Origin of the sequence: Petrimonas mucosa, from assembly GCF_900095795.1 — a bacterium.
In the GTDB taxonomy this organism is placed as follows: domain Bacteria; phylum Bacteroidota; class Bacteroidia; order Bacteroidales; family Dysgonomonadaceae; genus Petrimonas; species Petrimonas mucosa.
On sequence record NZ_LT608328.1, the window covers coordinates 128,436 to 149,768 of the forward strand.

The window sequence follows — 21,333 nt, forward strand, 5'->3', positions numbered from 1 at the left end:
CAAATATATATTTTTTTGATCTTCCGGCCTGAACAATTAACAATAAAGGTAGCGGCAACCTTGTTCAACAACTGCCCGGAAAGAGATAAACATTTATCGGAGTTTGTCTTTGTGTTTCTTTTTAAAAAAGTTACCTTTGCGGCTGGAAATCATAAAGTACACCCTATGCAACAAGTGCCCCTACTCTCACTCTTCGGCAATCTGGAACAGCTGAATACGGTGCAACTCAACTTTAACCAAAACTCATTAAACATAATGAATATCGCCATTGCCTTCATCATGTTCGGCGTGGCGTTGGGCATCAGACCCAGACATTTCAAGGATCTCGCCATGAGCCCCAAACCGGCAATTGTCGGAATTATTTCGCAATACCTCCTGCTGCCAGCACTGACCTATCTATTGGTACTTGCTATCCGGCCGAGCGTTCCCGTTGCCATGGGCATGCTTCTGGTTGCTGCCTGTCCCGGTGGAAATGTTTCAAACATGATTTCGGCACTGTCGAAATCGAACGTGGCATTGTCGGTAAGCCTTACGGCAGGCACTACCGTGCTTAGTCTCTTTATGACCCCGCTCAATTTTGCCTTCTGGGGAGGGCTTTATGCCAGCAAATCCCCACTGCTGGTACCCATAACCATCGACCCCGTTGAGATGTTCCGTACCGTTTTCATCATTCTGGGAATTCCGGTGATTGTAGGAATGACGGTAGGTATGAAGTTCCCCAACTTTGTAAAAAAGGTAGAAAAGTCTGTGCAGATTGCATCGGTCCTCTTTTTTATCGCTTTTCTGGTTGGCGCACTGGCTGGTAATTTCTCCCTCTTCCTGAAATATATACACCTGGTATTCCTGATTGTACTTCTACATAACGGAATTGCCTTCCTGGGCGGGTACTTGCTCCCCAAGACGCTCAAGGTAAACGAGATAAACTGCCGAACCATCTCAATCGAAACGGGAATACAGAACTCGGGGCTGGGACTGGCACTGATCTTTAACCCGCGTATATTTCCGTCCGAACTTGAACTGGGAGGGATGGCCTTCATCGCTGCCTGGTGGGGAATATGGCACATTGTCGCCGGTCTGGTGCTCGCCTTCTACTGGCGGAAAAAATCGTCCAAACTGAATAGTGTCGCATCATGAAGTACGGATACAGCAAAGGATATGACCTCCTCCGTTTTTTCGAGCGGATTGTTCTTAACCTCCATTACCGGAAGATTGTATACAGGGGAACTGAAAACATCAACGAGGAGCATCCGCTGATATTTGCGTCAAACCACCGCAATGCTGTGGTCGATCCATTCCTGTTGCTGAATGTTTGCAAGAAGGAGCCGGTTTTTCTGGCGCGTGCCGACGTATTCAAGAACTCTTTCGTGGCCGCCATCATGCGTTGGCTCCATATCATGCCGGTATACAGGATCAGGGACGGGGTTGAAAACCTGGGAAACAACAACGAATCGTTCCGGTTGAGCGGAGAGTTGCTGAAAAGGAGGATTCCGATTGCACTCTATCCCGAAGGGAGCCACAATCCCAAAATATCGTTGTTGCCCGTCAAGAAAGCGATCTCCCGTATCGTACTGCCCATTGAAGCGAGCGAGAATTTCACGCTGAATTGCGAGATAATACCCGTCGGGGTATACTATCCCGATATTTTAGGATTCCTTTCCGATGTCTATGTGGTCTTCGGAAAGCCGATCAGGGTGGCCGATTTCCGGCAGCAGTACGAAGAGAATCCCAATCTGGCGGCCAACTCTTTGCGAAACGAACTGGAGAGCCGCATGAAAGAACTTATTGTAAACATATGGAACGACGCATTCTACGAGGAGTATCTCTGCGCCATCCAATGGAATGCTCCCCGATTGGCCAGGGAGAAGCATGCCGGAAAAAGGGAGGACTTCCTGTTGGCCTCGAAGGAGGTCGTGCATTCGCTGGACAGGATGTTTCATGACGACAGGTCCACCTTCGACAGACAGATTGGAGATTTCCGCATGGCAATGGATATCCTCGGCAAGCATAAGTTATCGCCACGTGACAATGTTGCAAACCCGGCATCAACGGTCTCGATCGTAGTGCAATTGCTGCTGCTGACCCTTTCACTGCCACTGACCCTTTTCGGGTTTCTGAACGGAATATTGCCTATCCTCTGCTATAGAAAATTGCTCACGCTCTTTAAGGAGGATCAGTTCATCCCTACCCTCCGTGTTGTCTCCGGACTCTTTATCGTCCCTGCATTCGTTGTGATCCAGACCCTTGCAGTGGCCATCTTTTCTAACGGATGGTGGGCCCTACTCTATCTGCTGCTGATGCCTGTCACATTCTACTTTGCCTGCTGGTGGCGAAAGTGGGCCAAATCACTGCTTCGCAAGTGGCGTGTCAACCGGTTTGCGAAGAGGTTTCCCGACAGCTGGATGAAATTGATCAGCCTGATCCGGCTCAATCACCTCTCCTTCAGGTAAAAAACAATCTTTCCGGCTTTGGTGAGTTGCTCGTGCGAGATGCGATAACCACCGAACCGTTTCCCGTCGATCACAATCTTATCGATGTACCGTGCATCCTTGCCGGTACGAACCACCTCTATCTCCAGCTGCCTGCCTCCATAATGGAGAGGATCCAGCTGCAGCGTGATCTTGTCGAAAACCGGCGAGGTAAAGGTGTAGAATGGTTCCGTGGGGTTGTCGGGATAGAAACCCATCATGGCAAAAACCGCCCAGGTCGACATGGTTCCCGTATCGTCATTGCCGGGAAGTCCGTCGGGAGCATTCTTGAAATAGCTTTCCAGCAGCTCCTGCGTGAGTTTTTGAGTGCGCCACTCCTCCCCCTTCACATAACTGAACAGGAATGGATAACCGATATTGGGCTCGTTGGTCGGGTCATAATGACCTTCATCAAACACCGCCTGAAGCTTTTCCGTAAACCTCCTTTTTCCGCCATGCATCCTGATCAGACCCGGCACGTCGTGCGGTACCATAAACGAATAGTTCCACGAACTCCCTTCGTGAAATCCCGGAACCTCTTCGAAGTTTTCACCCTGCTTGGGGTTGAAGGGCGACAGGAAGGTTCCGTCGGGCAATATCGGCCTGAAGACCCCATATTGGGGCGAATAGTAACGGGTATAGTTGAGCGACCGGTTGCGGAAAAGTGCGGCATCCTCCTTTTTTCCCAATGCGGCAGCCAGTTTCGACAAGGCATTGTCGGCAATGTAATACTCCAGCGCGTGCGAAACGGAGTTGTCATACTTCTCCCGGAGCGGCAGATAGCCCAGCTTCAAGTAGTCATCAATGTCGGGGCGGAGGAGGTTGTGCTTCCCTTCGGTTGTAGCCGATTTGTACATCGCCTCGTAGGCGGTCTCCAGATCGAAATCGCGCAACCCTTTCATCCAGCTGTCCACTATCACCGGAATGGCCGGATCGCCCTCCATCGTAAGCGTTTCGCGACCATACAACTCCCACTTGGGCAACCATCCGCTCTCCCGATACATTCCCACCATCGAACGGACCATCTCCAGCTGTTTCCCCGGATAGAGCAGGGTGAGCAACTGATGGACATTCCGATAGGTGTCCCAGAGTGAAAAGACCGTATAGCGATTCCCGTTGGCGGTCAGCACCTTGTCACTCTCCATCGCCGGATACTCTCCATTCACGTCGTTCAGCAGGTTGGGATGGATCAGCGCATGGTAAAGTGCGGTGTAAAAAACCACCCGCTGGTCGTCTGTCCCACCGGTCACGCGGACACGGGAAAGTTCCCGCTCCCAACGTTCACTGGCGGCAGCCCTCACCTCATCGAACCGGAATCCCTGCTGTTCACTTTCCAGGTTTTCACGGGCATTGGCCGTACTGACGAACGAGACCCCAATCTGTACCTCAATGGTCTCACCTTCCACTACCTGGTAAGAAAAGTAGGCCCCGATATCATCGCCGGCAATATCGCGTCCGTACCGGGTATAGAGCTTCCGTTTACCGGCCGTGCTGTCCCAGGCTGCCTCTACACCCATTTCACGCTGTCTTTTCCAATATCCGGAAGCTGACGGTTGTCTGTTGATCCGCATCACGAAGTAAACGGGAAAGACCGCCTGAGGATTGTAACAGAAGGTTCCCAACAATTTCATCCCCTCGATCTCGGTATCGCTGATGCGACGCATCCAGGCCCCGCTCTCGTTGGTCAGCCCCTCACCCAGGTTCAGCAGGATATTGGCCTGACCCTCTGGAAAGGTGAAACGGGCAATGCTCGTCCGTTCGGTAGCCGTCACTTCGGTCAAGATTCCATATCGGGTCAGTCGGTTGGAGTAGTAGCCGGGTGAAGCCTGCTCATCGGAGTACCCGCTGCCATACTCATCGTAATTCACATTCAGCTCTCCAGATGTAGGCATCAGCAAGAGGGATCCCAAATCGGGACACCCCACCCCGCTCAGGTTGAGATGTGCAAATCCGGTGAAATAGCTGTTTTCGTAGGAGTAGGGCGTCGACCACCACTGTTTGTCCTTGTCATACCTGTTTTTTTCCGATCCCATCACATTGAAGGGTGTCACCGACATCATGCCGTTGGGAAGCACCGCTCCGGGATGGGTGGTCCCGTAGTTGGTGGTTCCAATGAAGGGATTGACATGGGCGGTCACCCCCTGGCCAAAAAGGTGTAAAGAAAAAAGTAACGAAAGGATAGTTATTGTTCCGGATCGCATACGATATCTGGTTTTAATTTTTGCTTTTATCTATATTGTCGCAAAAATAGCCATTATCGCCCAACCTGCGGTAAATTCTTCTGCAAATTATTTCAGGAACCGAACGGTTCGTGTATTTTTGCAAAAATATAAAAACCGGAAAGCGTATGGACGAAAACCTAAAAAGGTACATCGAGTCAATTCCCAAGGCAGAGCTGCATGTACATATCGAAGGTACATTTGAACCGGAACTGATGTTCGAGATGGCGACAAGAAACAGTATTGCCCTTAGGTACGGTTCTGTGGAGGAAGTCCGCAACGCATACCGGTTCAACAACCTGCAGGATTTTCTGGATATCTACTACGCGGCAGCCAGCGTACTGGTTCATGAAGAGGATTTTTACGATCTGACGGCGAGTTACCTGCGGAGGGCGCTTGCCGACAATGTGATCCATACGGAGATCTTTTTCGACCCGCAGACTCATACCGCCCGGGGGATCAGCTTCTCAACCGTGATCAATGGCATTACCCGGGCAATGGAGGATGCCAGGAAGAAGTGGGGAATATCATCGAAGCTGATCATGTGCTTCCTTCGCCACCTGAGCGAGGCGTCGGCTTCTGAAACACTCCAATCTGCCCTGCCATACAGGGAGAAGATCATTGCCGTGGGATTGGATTCCTCAGAAAAGGGTCATCCCCCGGGCAAGTTCTTCAACGTCTTCAACCGGGTACGCGAAGAGGGCTTCTTTGCAGTAGCCCACGCCGGTGAGGAGGGTCCGGCCGAATATGTCTGGGAAGCGATCGACCTGCTCGAAGCGGAACGGATCGACCATGGTGTCAGATCGATAGACGACCCGATCCTGATGGAAGAGCTGTGCGACCGGGAGATTCCGCTTACCGTATGCCCGCTCTCCAACCTCAAACTGAAGGTGGTGAAAAAACTGGAGGAGCTGCCTGTCAAGATATTTCTCGACAACGGCATCCGTGTCACCCTCAACTCCGACGATCCGGCCTATTTTGGTGGATACATCAACGAGAACTATCTGCAGACGGCCGAAGCGCTCGGGCTGTCGAAAAACGACATCTTCACGCTGGCCCGCAACTCTTTCATGGCCTCATTCATCACCGAACCGGAGAGAAGCCGTTTCCTGGAAAAACTGCACGATTTCGACCAGTCGTTCAGCTGATTCACTCCATCACCTGCAGATTCCCGTTCAGCGTGACCCTCTCGTCTGCCTTCAACGCAAGTGAGATCCGTTTCCCGTGTGCCGATACCTGTAGCGGATTACCCGCCAGTGAGCGGAATGTTGCCTGTTTCACCCTGCCAGACTCCCAGACGATATCCACCTCAAACCCGCCCCGGGCCCTTAATCCCTTTACACTCCCATTTTCCCAGGCAGCAGGCAGTGCCGGGAGCAATACGATCTCGCCCGTATGCGACTGCAGCAGCATCTCGGCTATACCGGCCGTCCCGCCAAAGTTTCCGTCGATCTGAAAGGGAGGATGGTTATCGAACAGGTTGGGGAGCGTGGATTTGGCAAGCAGCTCCCTGATATGGTGATCCGCATTGTCGCCATCCAGGAGACGGGCATAGAAATTGATGATCCAGGCCCGGCTCCAGCCGGTGTGGCCGCCGCCGTGCCGCAACCGGGTCTCAATGGTCCTCTTCGCGGCTTCAAACAGCTCCGGCGTGGCCGCGGTAATCTGGGTTCCTGGATGGAGTCCCAGCAGGTGTGATATGTGGCGGTGTCCCGGTTCGGCCTCCTCATACTCTTCTATCCATTCAAGGATAGTTCCCCTGGTAGGCGATATTCTTACAGGCGGAAGCTCGGCAAGCACCCCTCTGAGCGTATCGGCAAACTGCTTCTCCTCTCTTAGCAGCTCGGATGCACGTATACAGTAGTTGAAGAGTTCGGTGATGATCTGCACATCCATGGTGGCCGAATAGGTCATGTAGTGAGCCTCACCGGTCTGCGGCAAGATGTACATGTTCTCCGGCGAGTTGGATGGAGCAATAGCCCACCTCCCCTGCTTATCCCTGATCAGGAAGTCGAGCACGAATCGGGCCGACCCCTTCATCAGGGGATAGGCCACCTCCCTGAGGTAACGCTCATCGCAGGTGAAGGCATAATGTTCGTACAACGGGAAGGTCATCCAGGGACCTCCCATCGGATAGAGCCCCCAGATACCGTCCATCACCCCGGTACGGCCAAAGACATCCGTCAGGTGGTGGAGAGTCCAACCCCTGGCATTATACATCTGGGCGGCTGTCACCGCACCCGGCCCTGCCACCTGCCGCATAAAGCCAGAGAGCGGTTCAACCGTCTCGCTCAGGTTGCACACCTCTGCAGGCCAGTAGTTCATCTGCAGGTTAATATTGGTATGGAAGTCGGAATTCCACGGCGCATCGAAATCCTGACACCAGATACCCTGAAGGTTGGCCGGAAGTCTGCCCGGATGGCGGGAGCTACTCATCAGCAGGTAACGTCCATACTGGAAGTAAAGCGCCGTCAATTGCGGATCCTCTATTCCCTCTCTTATTTGCCGGAGCCGCTCGTCGGTAGGCAAACAGGAGCGATCCTCGCCTCCCAGGTCGAGTGAGACGCGATGAAACAGCTCACCATACTCTTTCAGATGCTCCTCCCTGATCTTCGCAAAACTTTTTCCGGAAACCTTGTCGAGCAGTTGCGTACATATCTGTACCGGATTCACACTCCGGTCGAAATCGATCTTCTCCAAGCTGTAATCGGTAGCCGCAGTCAGCAACAGCATCAGCTCGTCGGCATTGGTTACCACAAGTCCTTTTCCGTTACCGGTAACTGAGCCTCCCCGGTTGACCGCCCTCAGCTCGGCGGCAAATTTCATATGTGCACCTGAAGGTCCCCGCAAGGAGTCCTGCTCATCAATAATCTGACCGGCGAGCAGGATACGGCTTCCCTCTGTCCGGATCGTTGCATCCTTCTCTCTGGAGAGGCTCAACGAGAGATTGATCTTCTCTTTTCCGGAGGCGGTTAGCCGTACTGCAATCAGGTTATCGGGAGCCGAGGCCAGCACCTCCTGGGTAAAACGCGTCCCGTCATGGATGAAGGTGCTCTTCGCAATACCGGTATGCAGGTCCAGTTCCCGCCTGTAATCCTCTACCTTCCGTTCGCCAAAGTCGAGCAGCAGATCTCCCAATGTCTGATAGGAGCGTATCCTGGGAGGGGTCCCCACCATGCTTTTCTCGGCAAGTTTAACCGCCTCCGCCACCCTGTTCTCCAGGATCAGACGCTGTATCTCCGGAAGAGCGCCCAATGCTTCAGGATTATTGTTGTTGACCGGAGAACCGGCCCACAGGCTCTCTTCGTTCAGCTGTATCCGTTCCCGGACAGGATTGCCAAATACCATCGCGCCCAATCGTCCGTTACCAACGGGCAGCGCTTCATTCCAGTCGCCCGCAGGCTGCCGGTACCAGAGCTTGAGCCCATTGGAGGCCAGCTGGGGTAATCCTTCGTTCCAGATCACCTCCTGCCGGGATATATACCAGCTCCTCCCCTTGTCGTTGTTACCCTGGAAGAAGAGGTAGCTCCTCCCATCCTCGTCGGTAAAAAGGTGGGGATGTCCCGATTCGCTCTCGTTCCACTCTCCCGGTTTGCCGTTCGGAAGGAATGGCTTGTCGGACAATCTTTCCCAGTTCACACCATCGTCGCTGACGGCCACACCGATCTGCTGCGGCCAATTGTTGTAGGCCCCCGCATAGAACATATAGAGCCTCCCCTCCCTGACGGCGACCGAAGCCCCCTCGATACACTCACCCTCCCATGGCAGTTCCGGGGTCAGTATCGGAGCATCCGACACCTGGCGCCAGCTCTCCCGGTTGAAGTTACTGTTTTTCGGAGTCACCGCTACACCCAGCATCTGCTTTTTATAGTCGGGATCCCTCGTGGCAAAGTAGAGATAATATTGATCCTTGAAGAGAGTGACCTCCGCATCGATAGCCCGTCCGCAATTCCATTTACCCGTCGGCCGGAAGATCGGGTTGGTGCGGTTCCGCTCGAAGTGGATGCCGTCGACCGAAACAGCGTGACAGATAGCGTCGTTCCTGCCATTTCCGTAAGTCTGATAGAAGAGGTGAACCTTTCCATCCCTGACCAGCGCGCCAGGAGCGCAAAGCCCCTTTGCCTCATACGGGGCATCGGGATGCGGGGTGATCTCACCCACTTTGCTCCAGTGGATCAAGTCGCGGCTCTCCGCAATACCGATATTCCATCCTGAATTTGGATCTCCTTTGGCGGGAGGAATGGAGAAGTAGAGCAGGTAGCGGTCGTTGAGCCGCACCACGTGCGGATCTTTGGAGAAAGGGGTACCGGTCCGGGAGGTATCACCGAACATCATCAGCGGTTGCCCCGCCGGTTGGGCGAAGGCAAAGGTGACAATAAAGACGGAAAAGAGAAAAACGAGGCTTTTTTTCATCGGTTCAATAGATTTTATTCAATCAAATCGGGCAGAACTCAGAGTGACCACCCGCTCCTGTATTCGTAATGGATAAACTGGTCTGCTTCAGGCATGTTCGGAAACGAGAGTTTTTCAGGATCGAATTGCAGGCTCTGGTAGCTCATCTTCTCCCTCAATTCCGGTCGCAACGCGATATTCCCCAACAGTACGGTTTCGGTCAACGGTCCCGCCCAGTCGAAGTTGGAGCCGGCCGGTTCGCCACCTTTGCAGGCAAGAATCCACTCCTGCCGGTGACCGGGAGAGGATTTGAGATAGGGCTCCGGTCTCTCGTAGGAGTCATCCAGCGATTGGGGCAGAAGACGGTCGTCAAGGATCAGCCCCTTGCTGCCGACATAGAGAACACCGCCTGCGCCCATTTGAATACCCGGAGCTATTTCAGCCAACCGTGGCGGACGAAGCCCGCCATCATACCATGTCAGCCGCAGCGGCGGCATCCCCTCCCGTGCGGGGAAATCGTAGGTGACGATAGAGGCCAGCGGGAAGGAGTCACCGTTGACCAGTGTAGAGGTGGCCTGAATGGTGGTGGGGTATTTCAGTTTCAGTATCCTGAATATCGAGTCGAACGAATGGCAACCGATATCGCCTAGCGCACCCGTACCGTAATCGAGCCAGCCCCGCCACCTGAAAGGGTGATAAGAGGGGTGGTAGGGGCGCATAGGTGCCGGACCTGTAAAGAGATCCCAATCGAGGGTATCCGGTACCGGTGGGGTATCGGCAGGACGGTTGACACCCTGTGGCCAGTATGTATCGGCCAATCCCCGGTTGGGACGGTCGGTCCAGACATGAACCTCTTCAATTGTCCCTATTGCTCCGTCGTGAATCATCTCCTGTAACCTTCGCGGCCAATCCCCGGCCTGCCCCTGGTTTCCCATCTGGGTAGCCACCTTGTATCTCCGGGCGGCTTCCGTCAGCATCCTTGCCTCATATACCGTGTGTGTAAGCGGCTTCTCGGTATAGACATGCTTGCCCCTTCTGATAGCCTCCATGCTGATAATCGCATGGGTATGGTCGGGCGTGGCAACGATCACTGCATCGATATCCTTCTGCCGGTCAAGCATGATACGATAGTCCTTGTATCGCTTGGCTTTCGGGTAGAGATTGAACACTGCCTCCACCGAGCTGTTCCAGTCGACATCGCAAAGTGCCACAATATTCTCTGTTTGGGCTACATCCTCCAGATCGCCGCGACCCATTCCGCCAATACCGATGCCGGCAACATTCAGTTTATCACTCGGAGCGATATGTCCCAGTCCGGCGATAACATGGGCCGGGACAATGGTCAACCCCCCCACAGCCAGCGCCGAGGTTTCAATAAAGGCTCTCCGGCCGATCTTTTTCCTGTTTTCTGTTTTCATGGGTAAATAAATTTGTAAACGGTTAATTGATAATGGGCGTCAGTACAATATTCCGGTAAGAGATGGCCGTGTGGTCTCCCTGAAGATAGATCGGTCCAGGAGCTGTCACATCCCATTGAATTGCACCACCCGTTGGTCCCTCCACGGGTTGATTGTCGATAATGGTTACACCGTTAAGCCGGACAGTGACATGACGTCTGCAGAGTGTAATATCGAGTTCCTGCCATTCGCCCGACGGCTTCTCGGCCTTTACCGTTGGCGTAACTCTTGTAAAAATGGCTCCCATGCTGCCTCCCCAGTCCAAGGGCCGGTCGTAGGAGTCGGCCACCTGGATCTCATACATGCCGCGAAGATATACCCCGCTGTTGCTTCCCGGCGGGGTGTTTACCTCCAGTTTAAGGTTAAAGTCCTCAAACAGCTCCTCCGTCCGGAGATTTCCGTATCTGACATGATTCCCATCCTCCGGTTGCACCGGGTTGTTGGTAAGTATGCCATCACTCATGGTCCAGCCACTCTTCAGGTCATCCTCTACCAATCTCCACCCGGTAAGGTCGTTACTGTTCCTTATCAATGCAATCGGCTCCCCGAAACGTACCTCCGAGAGATCGGGTGCAGGCGGCATAGCGGGCGATCTCATCCCTTCCAGATAGACCGAATCGAGACCACTCCCGTCGTTCCTCGGGCTCAATTGATATCCCGAAATAGCCTCCCCGCTCCTGGTGAGTTCAATCCATACCGGATAGCTTTTCGACAAGGTCGGATTGCCATCGGCATCCCTCTTCAGCACCACGTTCCTGGGATCCCTTCCCAGACAGAGTTTCTCTCCGGCGATATAGAGATAAGGCACTCCATAATAGATTCCACCACCGCCCCACATCAGGTCGGCATCGAGATACCCCTCTTCCGCTCTTACATTGATCCAGCCTACAGAACGCTGGCCAAAACCGAAAGTCCATTGTCCCAGATAGGCGGAGACACCACCTTCAGCAACAGCAACACCGGAATCCTGTCGCGTTTCGCTGCACGAAACCCAACAGCACCCCAACAGAATGGTTGTCAGTAAAATTGAAATTGAAACTGATTTCATAGGATATTAATTTAAAAGTTCGAAAGCTCTTACTTCTGGCTCCAAGGATCAATTCCTGCCACTTTGCAACTTGGCTGCAGCCTGTTGCCAAAAGAGAGGAAAATGTGGATTACCCCCAAGAAACAGCTGAATATCATGAGTATCCGGACAGGTCACCCAGGTCGGCAGCGACTTGTCCGATTGGACCGGATGCAAGGAACCGGCCAGAAAATCCCCGTCAGGAAAGAATCAGTCCGATATTTTCGAACCGCTCATTATAGTCCTGAACGGCATAGCGGATAACTTCAAGGGCCTCGTCGCGTCCGTAGACATGGGTGATCTCGGTGTTCCGGTCCTCCCCGGGCATATCCTTGTAGGTGAGAAAATAGTGCTCCAGGCGCTGGATCACAATCTTCGGCACATCATCGATGTTGTCGTAATGGCCGTAAACGGTATCGTTCTTCAGGATGGCAATAATCTTGTCGTCGGCCTGGTTGCCGTCGATCATCCGGAAACCTCCGATAGGAATGGCATCCACCAGAAGGTCGCCGTGCGAGAGGTCCTTCTCCGTCAACACACAGATATCTATCGGATCCCCGTCGCCCTTGATGTCGCTCCTTCCGGTTTTTGCGTTGCAAAAGTCCCCCACTCTCTTTCCGCAATAGGTTTGCGGGATAAATCCGTACAGGGCAGGCACTACGTTAGAGAACTTCTGCGGGCGGTCTACCCGCAGATATCCGCTTATTTTGTCAATTTCATACTTTACTGTATCGGTCGGAACCACTTCAATAAATGCAGTAACCTCTTCAGGGGCATTTTCGCCGATGGAGATTCCGTGCCAGGGGTGAGACTTGTAACGTAATCCCATCAATCTGCCAATCGGATCAGAGAGTTTATCAACCATATCTGTCGCTTTTTTACAAAAGTATGAAAACTATTCGAAATTTAATCAGTTATTCCTCATATAAGAGGTATGGGCGTCGTTGCTTCCTGAATTTCAACACATCGCAAGACCATTTCGCCTTGATTTCCCGTGCCGATTTCCCGGCAATGATATCTTGCCGGATATAATCCACCCCTGTCAGTTTCTCGAAGAAGGGAGTGAAAAACTTATCGCCCAGGTTGAGGTTGCAGTAAGCATCAATCACATGGGAGAGATCAAATCCGTTTTCGCGGATATCCTGCTGGGAGAGGTTCCGGAGATCGACTCCGTAACACCTCCTGTTGAGAAACGGCGGGTGCTTTGCTCCCGGCACACTTCTTGGCGTAAAGGAGAAGGTGGAACCCTTGAAGTCGGGATGGCCGTATACCTGAAACGGGAAGGGGGTCCCACGTCCAAGGCTCATCACCGTACCCTCAAAGAGACAGATGGAGGGATAAAGGTAGACAGATTGCATGTCAGGCAGGTTGGGAGACGGAGCTATGGGCAGCCGGTACTCCGTCTGATGAGTATAATTTTCGCACGGGATGACTGTCAGGTCGCATCGCCTTCCCTGGGGCAACCACTTCTCACCGTTTATCATCAGGGCGATTTCGCCCAGTGTCATCCCATGAACCACTGGAATGGGCAGCCACCCTACACCCGATTTATGCTTCATGTCCAATATCGGGCCATCCACATGGAATCCGTTGGGATTGGGCCTGTCGAGTACGATCATCTTCTTGCCATGTTCGGCACAGGCATCCATTAAGTGGGCCATGCTGATGTAGTAGGTATAAAACCGGAGTCCCACATCCTGCAGGTCGAAAAGGAGCAGGTCGAACCGTCTCATCTGATCGGCAGTCGGCTTTCCACCTCCGCTACCGTATAACGACCAAACGGGAATGCCTGTCTTTTCGTCCACGGAGCTGGCCACATGCTCCCCCGCATCGGCTGTTCCACGAAATCCATGCTCCGGGGAGAAGATCCCAACAAGTTCAACACCGTTCCTCACAAGCAGGTCTACCAGATGTTCATCTCCCACCCTTCCGGTCTGGTTGCTCATCACGGCCACCCGTTTACCCCGGAGAAGCGGAAGATAGCTTTCGGTCCTTTCGGCTCCAACCTTGACGGGCTGGGCCGTCATGCTCAGCGAGACAAGGATCAGTGTTGCTATAAGATATTTCGTCTTCACACTTACTCGATTTCACTATTACTGTATTTCTGCTGCTCATGTAGCCGGTCAAACTCCTCCTCAAGCAACAGCAGCTCTCTCCTGATCTCTTTCAGTTTTTCCAGCGTTTCCACCCGCTTTACCTCATCATCCTTTTTCGACTTTAACGATTGACGGGCACCCTCCAGCGTCAGCCCCTTCTCCTTGACCAGATGATACACAATCTCAACCTGCTGGATGTCTTCGCGGGTATATTGGCGTGTTCCTCCTGCAGTCTTCTTTGGGCGGATGTTGTCGAACTCTTTCTCCCAGAACCTCAACAATGAAACGTTTACGGCAAAGTGATCCGCCACCTCCTGGATGGAATAGTAGAGCCGTTTATCGTTGAACTGGATCGGTTTCCTGCGCTTGCCCATTTCTTTATCAAAGTTTTGAACCTCGACAAAGATAGTAATTAGAATCAAAAGAGAGCGGTTTTCACCTATGTTTTGACACAAGAATATTGTATCTTTGCACCTTAAAAAAATAAAACTTCGGTTTCACGTTAGAAGCCCGTAACCCGTAAGATATTTATGACTTCAAAAGAAATTCGCCAATCGTTTAAAGACTTTTTTGCATCCAAGGAGCACCAGATCGTCCCTTCGGCTCCGATGGTGATCAAGGACGACCCGACGCTAATGTTTACCAATGCCGGGATGAACCAGTTCAAGGATATCATCCTGGGAAATGCCCCGGTGAAGCACCCGCGGGTAGCCGATTCGCAAAAATGTTTGCGTGTGAGCGGCAAGCACAACGACCTGGAAGAGGTGGGACATGACACCTATCACCACACCATGTTCGAAATGTTGGGAAACTGGTCGTTTGGAGACTACTTCAAGAAAGAGGCCATCGCCTGGGCATGGGAATATCTGGTAGGGGTGCTGAAACTTGATCCCGACCGGCTCTATGCCACCGTCTTCGAAGGGAATCCAGACGAGAATCTGGAACGGGACAACGAGGCTGCCGGTTACTGGCTGCAATACTTGCCCCAGGAGCGGATCATCAACGGAAACAAGAAAGATAACTTCTGGGAGATGGGCGATACGGGACCGTGCGGACCCTGCTCAGAAATCCATATCGATATACGGCCGGCAGAAGAGCGCGCCAAGGTGGATGGTCTCCTGCTTGTCAACCAGGGCCATCCGCAGGTCATCGAGATCTGGAACCTGGTATTCATGCAATACAATCGCAAGGCTGACGGTTCACTGGAACCGCTTCCAGCCAAGGTGATCGACACCGGCATGGGATTTGAGCGACTGGCGATGGCGGTACAGGGAAAAACCTCAAACTACGACACCGATATCTTCCAGCCGCTTATCACCAGGATCGGGGAGATCACCGGCGTGAAATACGGGGAGGATAGCCGGAAAGATATCGCCATGCGTGTGATTGCCGACCATATCCGCACCATCGCTTTCTCGATCACCGACGGACAGTTGCCTTCAAATGCCAAAGCCGGATATGTAATCCGCCGCATCCTTCGTCGCGCTGTCCGCTACGGCTACACCTTCCTAAACATGCACGCAGCGTTCATGTACAAGCTAGTAACCACGCTCATTGAGGTTATGGGAGATGCCTATCCGGAACTGGAAGCAGAGAAAAGCTTGCTCGAGAAGGTGATCAAAGAGGAGGAGAATGCGTTCCTGCGGACACTTGAAACCGGAATCCGCCTGCTCGACAAGGAGATTGTGGAACACAAGCGTTCGGGAAGGGGGGAGTTGGAGGGAGAGATTGCCTTTCAGCTGTATGACACCTTTGGTTTTCCGCTCGACCTGACTGAGCTCATTCTTCGCGAACATGGCATGTCCGTCGATCACAAAGGCTTTGACGCCGAAATGCAAAAACAGAAGGAGCGTGCCCGAAATGCCGCTGCCGTTGAGACGGGCGACTGGGTCAAGATTCGCGACGGCGAACCCCAATTTGTGGGGTATGACGAAACCGAGTGCGAAACACAGGTTATCCGCTACCGGAAAGTGAAACAGAAAAACCGTGAGTTTTATCAGGTTGTACTTTCCAAGTCGCCATTTTACGCTGAAATGGGAGGCCAGGTGGGCGACAGCGGATGGCTTATCGACGAAAACGGTGAAAAGACCGATATCTTCGACACCAAGCGCGAAAACAACCTCCCGGTTCATCTGGCAACCAGACTGCCACAACAGATTGAAGGTTCCTTCCTTGCAAAAATCGATACGGCCAAACGTACGGCAACCGAATGTAACCATACCGCAACCCACCTGATGCATGAAGCGCTTCGTGAGGTACTGGGAACACACGTGGAGCAAAAGGGATCGTATGTCTCGCCCGAACTGTTGCGGTTCGACTTCTCCCACTTCCAGAAAATGACACCGGAGGAGATCCGGGCGGTGGAGGAGAGAGTGACCGAAAAGATCCGCAACAACTTCTCCATCGAGGAGCATCGTCACGTACCGATAGAGGAGGCGAAAGCAGCGGGAGCCATGGCGCTCTTCGGCGAAAAATACGGCGATCATGTCCGTACGGTCCGCTTTGGATCGTCCATCGAACTTTGCGGTGGAACGCACATCTCTGCCACAGGACGGATCGGCACGTTCCGTATTGTGAGTGAAAGTGCAATAGCTGCAGGCGTCAGGCGTATCGAGGCTGTTACCGCCAAAGGATGCGAAGATTATCTCTATTCGATGGAAGATCTGCTCCGTAACGTAAAAGCTGCCCTGCCGGGCAATGCCCCCGAGATCATGGTGGGATTGCGCAAACTGTTAAGTGAAAACGAGGAGATGCGTCAAAAAATTGAAGCATTTACGAAAGAGCGGACACTACAGCTGAAGAGCACCATTATTCAGGAAAAGGAGATTGTTAACGGCATTACGCTCTTCAAACTTGAAGGGTTGGCAGTATCTGCCGAAATAACCAAGGATATTGCCTTTCAATTGAGGGGGGAGTTTCCTGAGAAGATGGCTTTTGCAGCTGTTACGGTCGATAACAACAAACCTGGCCTGACATTGATGTTGAGCGATGATCTGGTGGCCCGGGGGCTTAATGCCGGATCCATTGTTCGGGAAGCTGCCCGCCATATTGAGGGGGGTGGAGGCGGTCAACCGCACTTCGCGACTGCCGGAGGCAAGAATCCGGCTGGCCTGGCGAAGGCGATGGAGACGATACTTCAAAAGTTGAATCAAGCAGAATAAAAAAAGTGGCTGGTTACAGCCACTTTTTCTTTTTAAAGTACAACAGGATCGCAAGCGACGACAACACCATCAATCCGAGGGATACAGGATACCCCCACCTCATGTCAAGTTCCGGCATGCGTGTAAAGTTCATTCCGTAAATGCTGGCAATGAGCGTAGGCGGCATAAAGATCACCGAAACGATGGTAAAGATCTTGATGATGTTGTTCTGTTCGATGTTGACGTAACCGAGGAAGGTGTCCTGCAGATAGTCCAGACGGTCGAAACTGAACTTGATATGCTCCACCAACGAGTTGATGTCGCGGATAATCATCGAGAGTTTCGGCTGCAGTTCTTTCGGGATAAAATCGCTTCGCAACATGCTGGAGACCGTTCGTTGCTTGTCGATGATATTTTCTCGTAACATCATGGTCTTTTCCTGCAGGTTCTTGATCTCGCCCAGCAGCTCCTTGTCGGCTTCCTGCAGGCTCAGGCTGTTACTGAGCTGGGTAATCTTGTGGGTCATGTTCTCGATCATGTCGGCATCAAATTCAACCCGGGTCTCCAGCAGTGCCACCAGGACATCCGCACCGGTATTGTATCCTTTGGGATTTGCCGATATCTTTTTCACCGTTTCATGAAACGAGATAAGTTCTTCGCTGCGTACCGTTACCAATATATTGTTCTTGAGGATAAACGACACGGGGTCGCTTTCGAAGTTAGAGAGAAGGAAGTTTGAGTTGACCACCAGGGTATCCTGCGTCTCGATGTAACGCGACGACATCTCGATCTCGATCATCTCCTCCTCTTCCTGAATGTAGATCTTCAGGAAATCCTCGAGTTCGTTCTCCACCTCTTCATCAACGTCATTGAGGTCAATCCAGAGAAAGCTCTCGATGGGGTTTGATTTTAGAAAATCAAGGCTGCGGCTGAGTCTGACCACGCCGTCTTTGTGGTAAAAGAGTTTGATTTCCGCCATGATGTTTCGGTTTTTAATCGATGAATAATCAGTTCTTGTTTTCTTCCGAAAATTTTTTGCCGACTAAGGGTTCGAGCAGGTTCGTCAGCTGTTCGAATTCTTCGATCGATAACTGCTCGGGGCGTTTCGAGAGCATCGGGTCGTCGGGCAAAGGGGTCTCTTCGGGCAGTAGTGACCGGATGGAGTTTCTCAACATCTTTCTTCGCTGGTTGAAACTTGTCTTCACTACCGATTTGAACAGTTTTTCATTGCAGTCGAGCCGCTTTCGCTTGTTGCGGGTAAGCCTCACGACTGCCGATTTTACCTTGGGCGGAGGAATAAACGCCTGTTCGCTCACCGTGAAAAGGTACTCGATATCGTACCAGGCCTGCAGCAAAACGGAAAGAATGCCGTAAGCCTTACTTCCGGGAGTAGCGATCATGCGTTCAGCCACCTCCTTTTGTATCATGCCCGCACAACAGGGAATCAACTCCTTGTTGTCGAGGACTTTAAAGAAAATCTGCGTGGATATGTTATATGGATAGTTACCAATGACGCATAACGGTCCGTCGCAATGTGCAGACAGATCCAGCGTCAGGAAATTTTGCTGGAGAATATTTCCGTCTAAGGAGGGGAAGTGCTCTTTCAGGTAGGCAACCGACTCCCGGTCGATCTCCACAACCGTGAGAGCCCTCTCCTTTGAGAGCAGGAATTGCGTAAGCATACCGGTACCCGGCCCCACCTCAAGAATGGGAAGGGGGGAAAATGCGTCGAGCGTGTCGGCAATCCGACTGGCAATAGCCGAATCTTTCAGGAAATGCTGCCCGAGGTTTTTTTTTGGTTTTACCGATATCATTGTCAATTAGCGATTATTAGCTATCTTTACGGTCGCAAAGGTAAGTAATTATTTAAAAAATTGAGCTATCGAGGTTAAAAAAGGGTGGAACAATAAGTTAAATTAGTGCTTTTTAGCTCTCCTTTAAACACCTTGCCGAGCCCTTTTAAGAAAGACCCAATCAGACAAGATGAATTCAAAGCGCTTACAGGATATTCTTAAGACATCACTATCCCTTGCACTTGGGGTTGCCATAATCTGGCTGCTCTACCGTAAAACCAACCTGAGGGAAGTTTGGGAAATTGCCAAGTCTGCCCATTTCGGCATTATCGCTTCATCTCTCGTGTTCGGGCTTATCGGCAACTATTTCCGGGCATTACGTTGGGAGCTTTTTCTCAACTCGCTGGGATACAACCCAAAGAGAGAGAGCATTCTCTTCGCCACATTTGGGAATTATGCCGTCAACTTTCTGCTGCCTCGCGCCGGCGACCTGTGGCGTTGTGGCATAGTGACAAAATATGACCAGATTCCGTTCTCCAAAACGTTCGAAACATTTTTTGTAGACAAAATTCTCGACATATTGGCCGGCATCGTACTGGTTATCACCAGCATGGCGCTCTCCATCGATTTCTTCATCTCCTATTTTCATCAGAACCCGGGCTTTGCAGAGAACTTGACGAAGCTGTTTACATCCGGCTGGTTATACCTCTCCCTGGTACTGATCGCAGTTGCAATCTTCGTAATGTTCTTCTTTTTCAAGAACAACATCCTGGTAAAGAAGGTCAACAAGTTCCTGCAGGTTGTGAAGTACGATATGGTGTTGATAGCTAAAATGAAGTCGAAAGGGAAAATAATTGCCTACACAGTACTCGCCTGGTTAAGTTTTTATATCTATTTTTACATCTGTTTTTATGCTTTCGATTTCACAAAAGAGTTGAGCCCGATAATCGGCTGGATCGTATATGCCATGAGCAATGTCGGCGTGGCGGTACCCGTTCAGGGGGGAGTCGGGACATGGCACTTCATGGTGATCTCTTCGCTGGTTATATTCGGAATCGGATATGAGGAGGCGAGTGCATTTGCCGGAGCAATCTTCACCGTTCAATCGATCTGGATTATCCTGCTTGGAGTGATGGGTATTCTGGCCCTTCCTCATGTAAAAAGAGAGAATGAAAATCTAGTCATGCCAATCCTTGGAAATCAGAAACAATAAATAGCAACTATGGCAACATCAGAAATTTTAAACCTGGCTCCCCAGGCGGTCTGGAAGCACTTCTACGAACTCACCAGGATTCCGCGTCCAACTGGACAGATGGAGGAGGTAACAAAGTTTATAATCGATTTCGGCAGGTCTCTTAACCTGGAAACCAGGCAGGACAACGCCGGCAATGTACTGATAAGAAAACCTGCATCAAAAGGGTACGAAAACGGAAAGACCGTTATTATCCAGTCGCACCTGGATATGGTTCCGCAGAAAAATGCCGATGTTGTGCACGATTTCACCAAAGATCCGATCCAGCCCTATATCGATGGTGAATGGGTGAAGGCCCGTTCCACCACATTGGGAGCCGACAACGGCATTGGCTGTGCCATGATGATGGCGGTACTGGAAGATAACTTGCTGGAACATCCGCCCATCGAGGCGCTCTTTACCGTGAACGAAGAGGTGGGAATGGATGGAGCCTTCGGACTGCAGAAGGGGTTTCTGAGCGGTACTGTCATGTTGAACCTCGACACCGAAGAGGAGGGAGACCTCTGTGTAGGGTGTGCCGGGGGTACCGACGTGAATGTCACCTTCCAGTTTAAACCCGATGAAGAGATTGATAAGGGCGATGTGGCCTTCAAAATAAGTCTGACCGGGCTGAAAGGCGGTCACTCCGGGACTCAGATACACCTGGGCCATGCAAATGCGAACAAGCTGATGAACCGGTTTCTGAAGGATGTTGTAAGAAACTATGAGGCCCGACTCGCCTCCATCCAGGGAGGATCGCTCCGAAATGCCATTCCGCGAGAATCGTTTGCCGTAATTACCATTCCTGAACAGCTTTCGGATGATCTGGTCGACCTAGTAAGCGAATATGAGTCGCTTTTCAGGGAAGAGTTTTCGGGAATTGAGAATGGCATCTCTTTCAAAGCCGAAAAGACGGATCTGCCGAAATCATTGCTTCCCATTGAAGTTCAGGATGATCTGATCAATGCCGTGGAAGGATGTCCCAACGGGGTGATCAGCATGCTGGCTGAATTCCCCGGAGTAGTTGAAAGTTCGCTCAACCTTGCCCTGGTACACTCTACCGAAGGTCAGATCGATGTAAAGCTGCTGGTCCGCAGCTCGTCTGAGAGTAGGAAAGAATGGGTCTGCTCATCGGTGGAGAGCGTATTTATGCTTGCTGGTGCAAAAGTGGAGTTCGACGGCTCGTATCCAGGCTGGCAACCCGATGCCAGTTCGGAGCTGTTGACAACCATGATCAAGATCTACATGGAGAAATATGGAAAGCGTCCAAACGTAAACGTAATCCATGCCGGGCTTGAATGTGGAATTATTCAGGCCAATGCAGGGCAGAAACTCGATATTGTCTCGTTCGGTCCCACCATCACAGGTGCACATTCACCCGATGAGGCGGTTCACATTGAAGCTGTGGGGAAATCTTACGACTACCTGCTGGCTATCCTGGAACAGATGAAATAGGTGATTATCCCGTTCGCAC

The 21,333-nt window shown here is 51.8% G+C and carries 15 protein-coding genes; 6 read left to right on the forward strand and 9 right to left on the reverse strand.

Going from position 1 to position 21,333, the window contains the following annotated elements; genetic code table 11:
- Positions 1 to 165 precede the first annotated feature (165 nt).
- Positions 166 to 1,134: a bile acid:sodium symporter family protein gene (locus ING2E5A_RS00500; protein WP_071135720.1), complete on the forward strand. Its 969-nt coding sequence runs from the start codon at positions 166 to 168 to the stop codon at positions 1,132 to 1,134.
- Positions 1,131 to 2,447 (forward strand): 1-acyl-sn-glycerol-3-phosphate acyltransferase, encoded by a 1,317-nt coding sequence (locus ING2E5A_RS00505; protein WP_071135721.1) that lies wholly within the window; start codon positions 1,131 to 1,133, stop codon positions 2,445 to 2,447. The genes ING2E5A_RS00500 and ING2E5A_RS00505 overlap by 4 nt, the downstream gene beginning before the upstream one ends.
- Here ING2E5A_RS00505 and ING2E5A_RS00510 read toward each other — a convergent pair.
- The gene (locus ING2E5A_RS00510) at positions 2,429 to 4,666 is read right to left on the reverse strand and encodes a GH92 family glycosyl hydrolase (protein WP_083373101.1); all 2,238 of its coding nucleotides are present in this window, start codon (positions 4,664 to 4,666) and stop codon (positions 2,429 to 2,431) included. The two genes, ING2E5A_RS00505 and ING2E5A_RS00510, sit on opposite strands and share 19 nt — an antisense overlap.
- Positions 4,667 to 4,812: 146 nt before the next feature.
- On the opposite strand from ING2E5A_RS00510, the gene ING2E5A_RS00515 reads away from it, so the two are divergent.
- Positions 4,813 to 5,832 carry an adenosine deaminase gene (locus tag ING2E5A_RS00515; RefSeq protein ID WP_071135722.1) on the forward strand — a complete coding sequence of 340 codons (1,020 nt, stop codon included), beginning with the start codon at positions 4,813 to 4,815 and terminating at the stop codon, positions 5,830 to 5,832.
- 1 nt (position 5,833) lies between these two features.
- On the opposite strand, the gene ING2E5A_RS00520 is transcribed toward ING2E5A_RS00515, so the two are convergent.
- The 6 genes from ING2E5A_RS00520 to ING2E5A_RS00545 form a co-directional block, all read right to left on the reverse strand.
- Positions 5,834 to 9,097, reverse strand: a complete 3,264-nt coding sequence (locus ING2E5A_RS00520) for a glycosyl hydrolase family 95 catalytic domain-containing protein (protein ID WP_083373102.1) — start codon at positions 9,095 to 9,097, stop codon at positions 5,834 to 5,836.
- A 38-nt stretch (positions 9,098 to 9,135) separates the two neighbouring features.
- The gene (locus tag ING2E5A_RS00525) at positions 9,136 to 10,494 is read right to left on the reverse strand and encodes a Gfo/Idh/MocA family protein (RefSeq protein WP_071135723.1); all 1,359 of its coding nucleotides are present in this window, start codon (positions 10,492 to 10,494) and stop codon (positions 9,136 to 9,138) included.
- Positions 10,495 to 10,516: 22 nt separating this feature from the next.
- A complete protein-coding gene (locus ING2E5A_RS00530) occupies positions 10,517 to 11,581 on the reverse strand; it encodes a 3-keto-disaccharide hydrolase (RefSeq protein ID WP_083373103.1) in 1,065 nt (354 codons plus the stop codon).
- Positions 11,582 to 11,798: 217 nt separating this feature from the next.
- Positions 11,799 to 12,464, reverse strand: a complete 666-nt coding sequence (locus tag ING2E5A_RS00535; protein WP_071135725.1) for an inorganic pyrophosphatase — start codon at positions 12,462 to 12,464, stop codon at positions 11,799 to 11,801.
- Positions 12,465 to 12,513: 49 nt separating this feature from the next.
- Positions 12,514 to 13,674: an exo-beta-N-acetylmuramidase NamZ family protein gene (locus ING2E5A_RS00540; protein ID WP_071135726.1), complete on the reverse strand. Its 1,161-nt coding sequence runs from the start codon at positions 13,672 to 13,674 to the stop codon at positions 12,514 to 12,516.
- Positions 13,675 to 13,676: 2 nt separating this feature from the next.
- Positions 13,677 to 14,069 carry a MerR family transcriptional regulator gene (locus ING2E5A_RS00545; RefSeq protein ID WP_071135727.1) on the reverse strand — a complete coding sequence of 131 codons (393 nt, stop codon included), beginning with the start codon at positions 14,067 to 14,069 and terminating at the stop codon, positions 13,677 to 13,679.
- A 156-nt stretch (positions 14,070 to 14,225) separates the two neighbouring features.
- Between ING2E5A_RS00545 and alaS the strand changes: the two genes are divergently transcribed.
- A complete protein-coding gene (gene alaS / locus ING2E5A_RS00550; protein ID WP_071135728.1) occupies positions 14,226 to 16,856 on the forward strand; it encodes an alanine--tRNA ligase in 2,631 nt (876 codons plus the stop codon).
- 13 nt (positions 16,857 to 16,869) lie between these two features.
- Here alaS and corA read toward each other — a convergent pair whose 3' ends face one another.
- Both corA and rsmA read right to left on the reverse strand, forming a co-directional pair.
- Positions 16,870 to 17,814, reverse strand: a complete 945-nt coding sequence (gene corA, locus ING2E5A_RS00555) for a magnesium/cobalt transporter CorA (protein ID WP_071135729.1) — start codon at positions 17,812 to 17,814, stop codon at positions 16,870 to 16,872.
- A 28-nt stretch (positions 17,815 to 17,842) separates the two neighbouring features.
- Positions 17,843 to 18,649, reverse strand: coding sequence for a 16S rRNA (adenine(1518)-N(6)/adenine(1519)-N(6))-dimethyltransferase RsmA (gene rsmA / locus ING2E5A_RS00560; RefSeq protein ID WP_071135730.1), 807 nt, complete (start codon positions 18,647 to 18,649; stop codon positions 17,843 to 17,845).
- Positions 18,650 to 18,818: 169 nt separating this feature from the next.
- On the opposite strand from rsmA, the gene ING2E5A_RS00565 reads away from it, so the two are divergent.
- Together ING2E5A_RS00565 and ING2E5A_RS00570 are read left to right on the forward strand one after the other, a co-directional pair.
- Positions 18,819 to 19,841 carry a lysylphosphatidylglycerol synthase transmembrane domain-containing protein gene (locus tag ING2E5A_RS00565; RefSeq protein WP_071135731.1) on the forward strand — a complete coding sequence of 341 codons (1,023 nt, stop codon included), beginning with the start codon at positions 18,819 to 18,821 and terminating at the stop codon, positions 19,839 to 19,841.
- Positions 19,842 to 19,850: 9 nt separating this feature from the next.
- Entirely contained in the window at positions 19,851 to 21,314 is a 1,464-nt protein-coding gene (locus ING2E5A_RS00570; protein ID WP_071135732.1) for an aminoacyl-histidine dipeptidase, read from the forward strand.
- Positions 21,315 to 21,333 lie beyond the last annotated feature (19 nt).

What these genes read in the sequence shown, in the direction of transcription:
- corA (WP_071135729.1), bottom strand. Translation starts at nt 17,814, where the DNA reads ATGGCGGAAATCAAACTCTTTTACCACAAAGACGGCGTGGTCAGACTC.
- ING2E5A_RS00515 (WP_071135722.1), top strand. Translation starts at nt 4,813, where the DNA reads ATGGACGAAAACCTAAAAAGGTACATCGAGTCAATTCCCAAGGCAGAG.
- ING2E5A_RS00505 (WP_071135721.1), top strand. Translation starts at nt 1,131, where the DNA reads ATGAAGTACGGATACAGCAAAGGATATGACCTCCTCCGTTTTTTCGAG.
- ING2E5A_RS00530 (WP_083373103.1), bottom strand. Translation starts at nt 11,581, where the DNA reads ATGAAATCAGTTTCAATTTCAATTTTACTGACAACCATTCTGTTGGGG.
- ING2E5A_RS00565 (WP_071135731.1), top strand. Translation starts at nt 18,819, where the DNA reads ATGAATTCAAAGCGCTTACAGGATATTCTTAAGACATCACTATCCCTT.
- ING2E5A_RS00520 (WP_083373102.1), bottom strand. Translation starts at nt 9,097, where the DNA reads ATGAAAAAAAGCCTCGTTTTTCTCTTTTCCGTCTTTATTGTCACCTTT.
- ING2E5A_RS00570 (WP_071135732.1), top strand. Translation starts at nt 19,851, where the DNA reads ATGGCAACATCAGAAATTTTAAACCTGGCTCCCCAGGCGGTCTGGAAG.
- ING2E5A_RS00525 (WP_071135723.1), bottom strand. Translation starts at nt 10,494, where the DNA reads ATGAAAACAGAAAACAGGAAAAAGATCGGCCGGAGAGCCTTTATTGAA.
- ING2E5A_RS00510 (WP_083373101.1), bottom strand. Translation starts at nt 4,666, where the DNA reads ATGCGATCCGGAACAATAACTATCCTTTCGTTACTTTTTTCTTTACAC.
- ING2E5A_RS00500 (WP_071135720.1), top strand. Translation starts at nt 166, where the DNA reads ATGCAACAAGTGCCCCTACTCTCACTCTTCGGCAATCTGGAACAGCTG.
- alaS (WP_071135728.1), top strand. Translation starts at nt 14,226, where the DNA reads ATGACTTCAAAAGAAATTCGCCAATCGTTTAAAGACTTTTTTGCATCC.
- rsmA (WP_071135730.1), bottom strand. Translation starts at nt 18,649, where the DNA reads ATGATATCGGTAAAACCAAAAAAAAACCTCGGGCAGCATTTCCTGAAA.
- ING2E5A_RS00545 (WP_071135727.1), bottom strand. Translation starts at nt 14,069, where the DNA reads ATGGGCAAGCGCAGGAAACCGATCCAGTTCAACGATAAACGGCTCTAC.
- ING2E5A_RS00535 (WP_071135725.1), bottom strand. Translation starts at nt 12,464, where the DNA reads ATGGTTGATAAACTCTCTGATCCGATTGGCAGATTGATGGGATTACGT.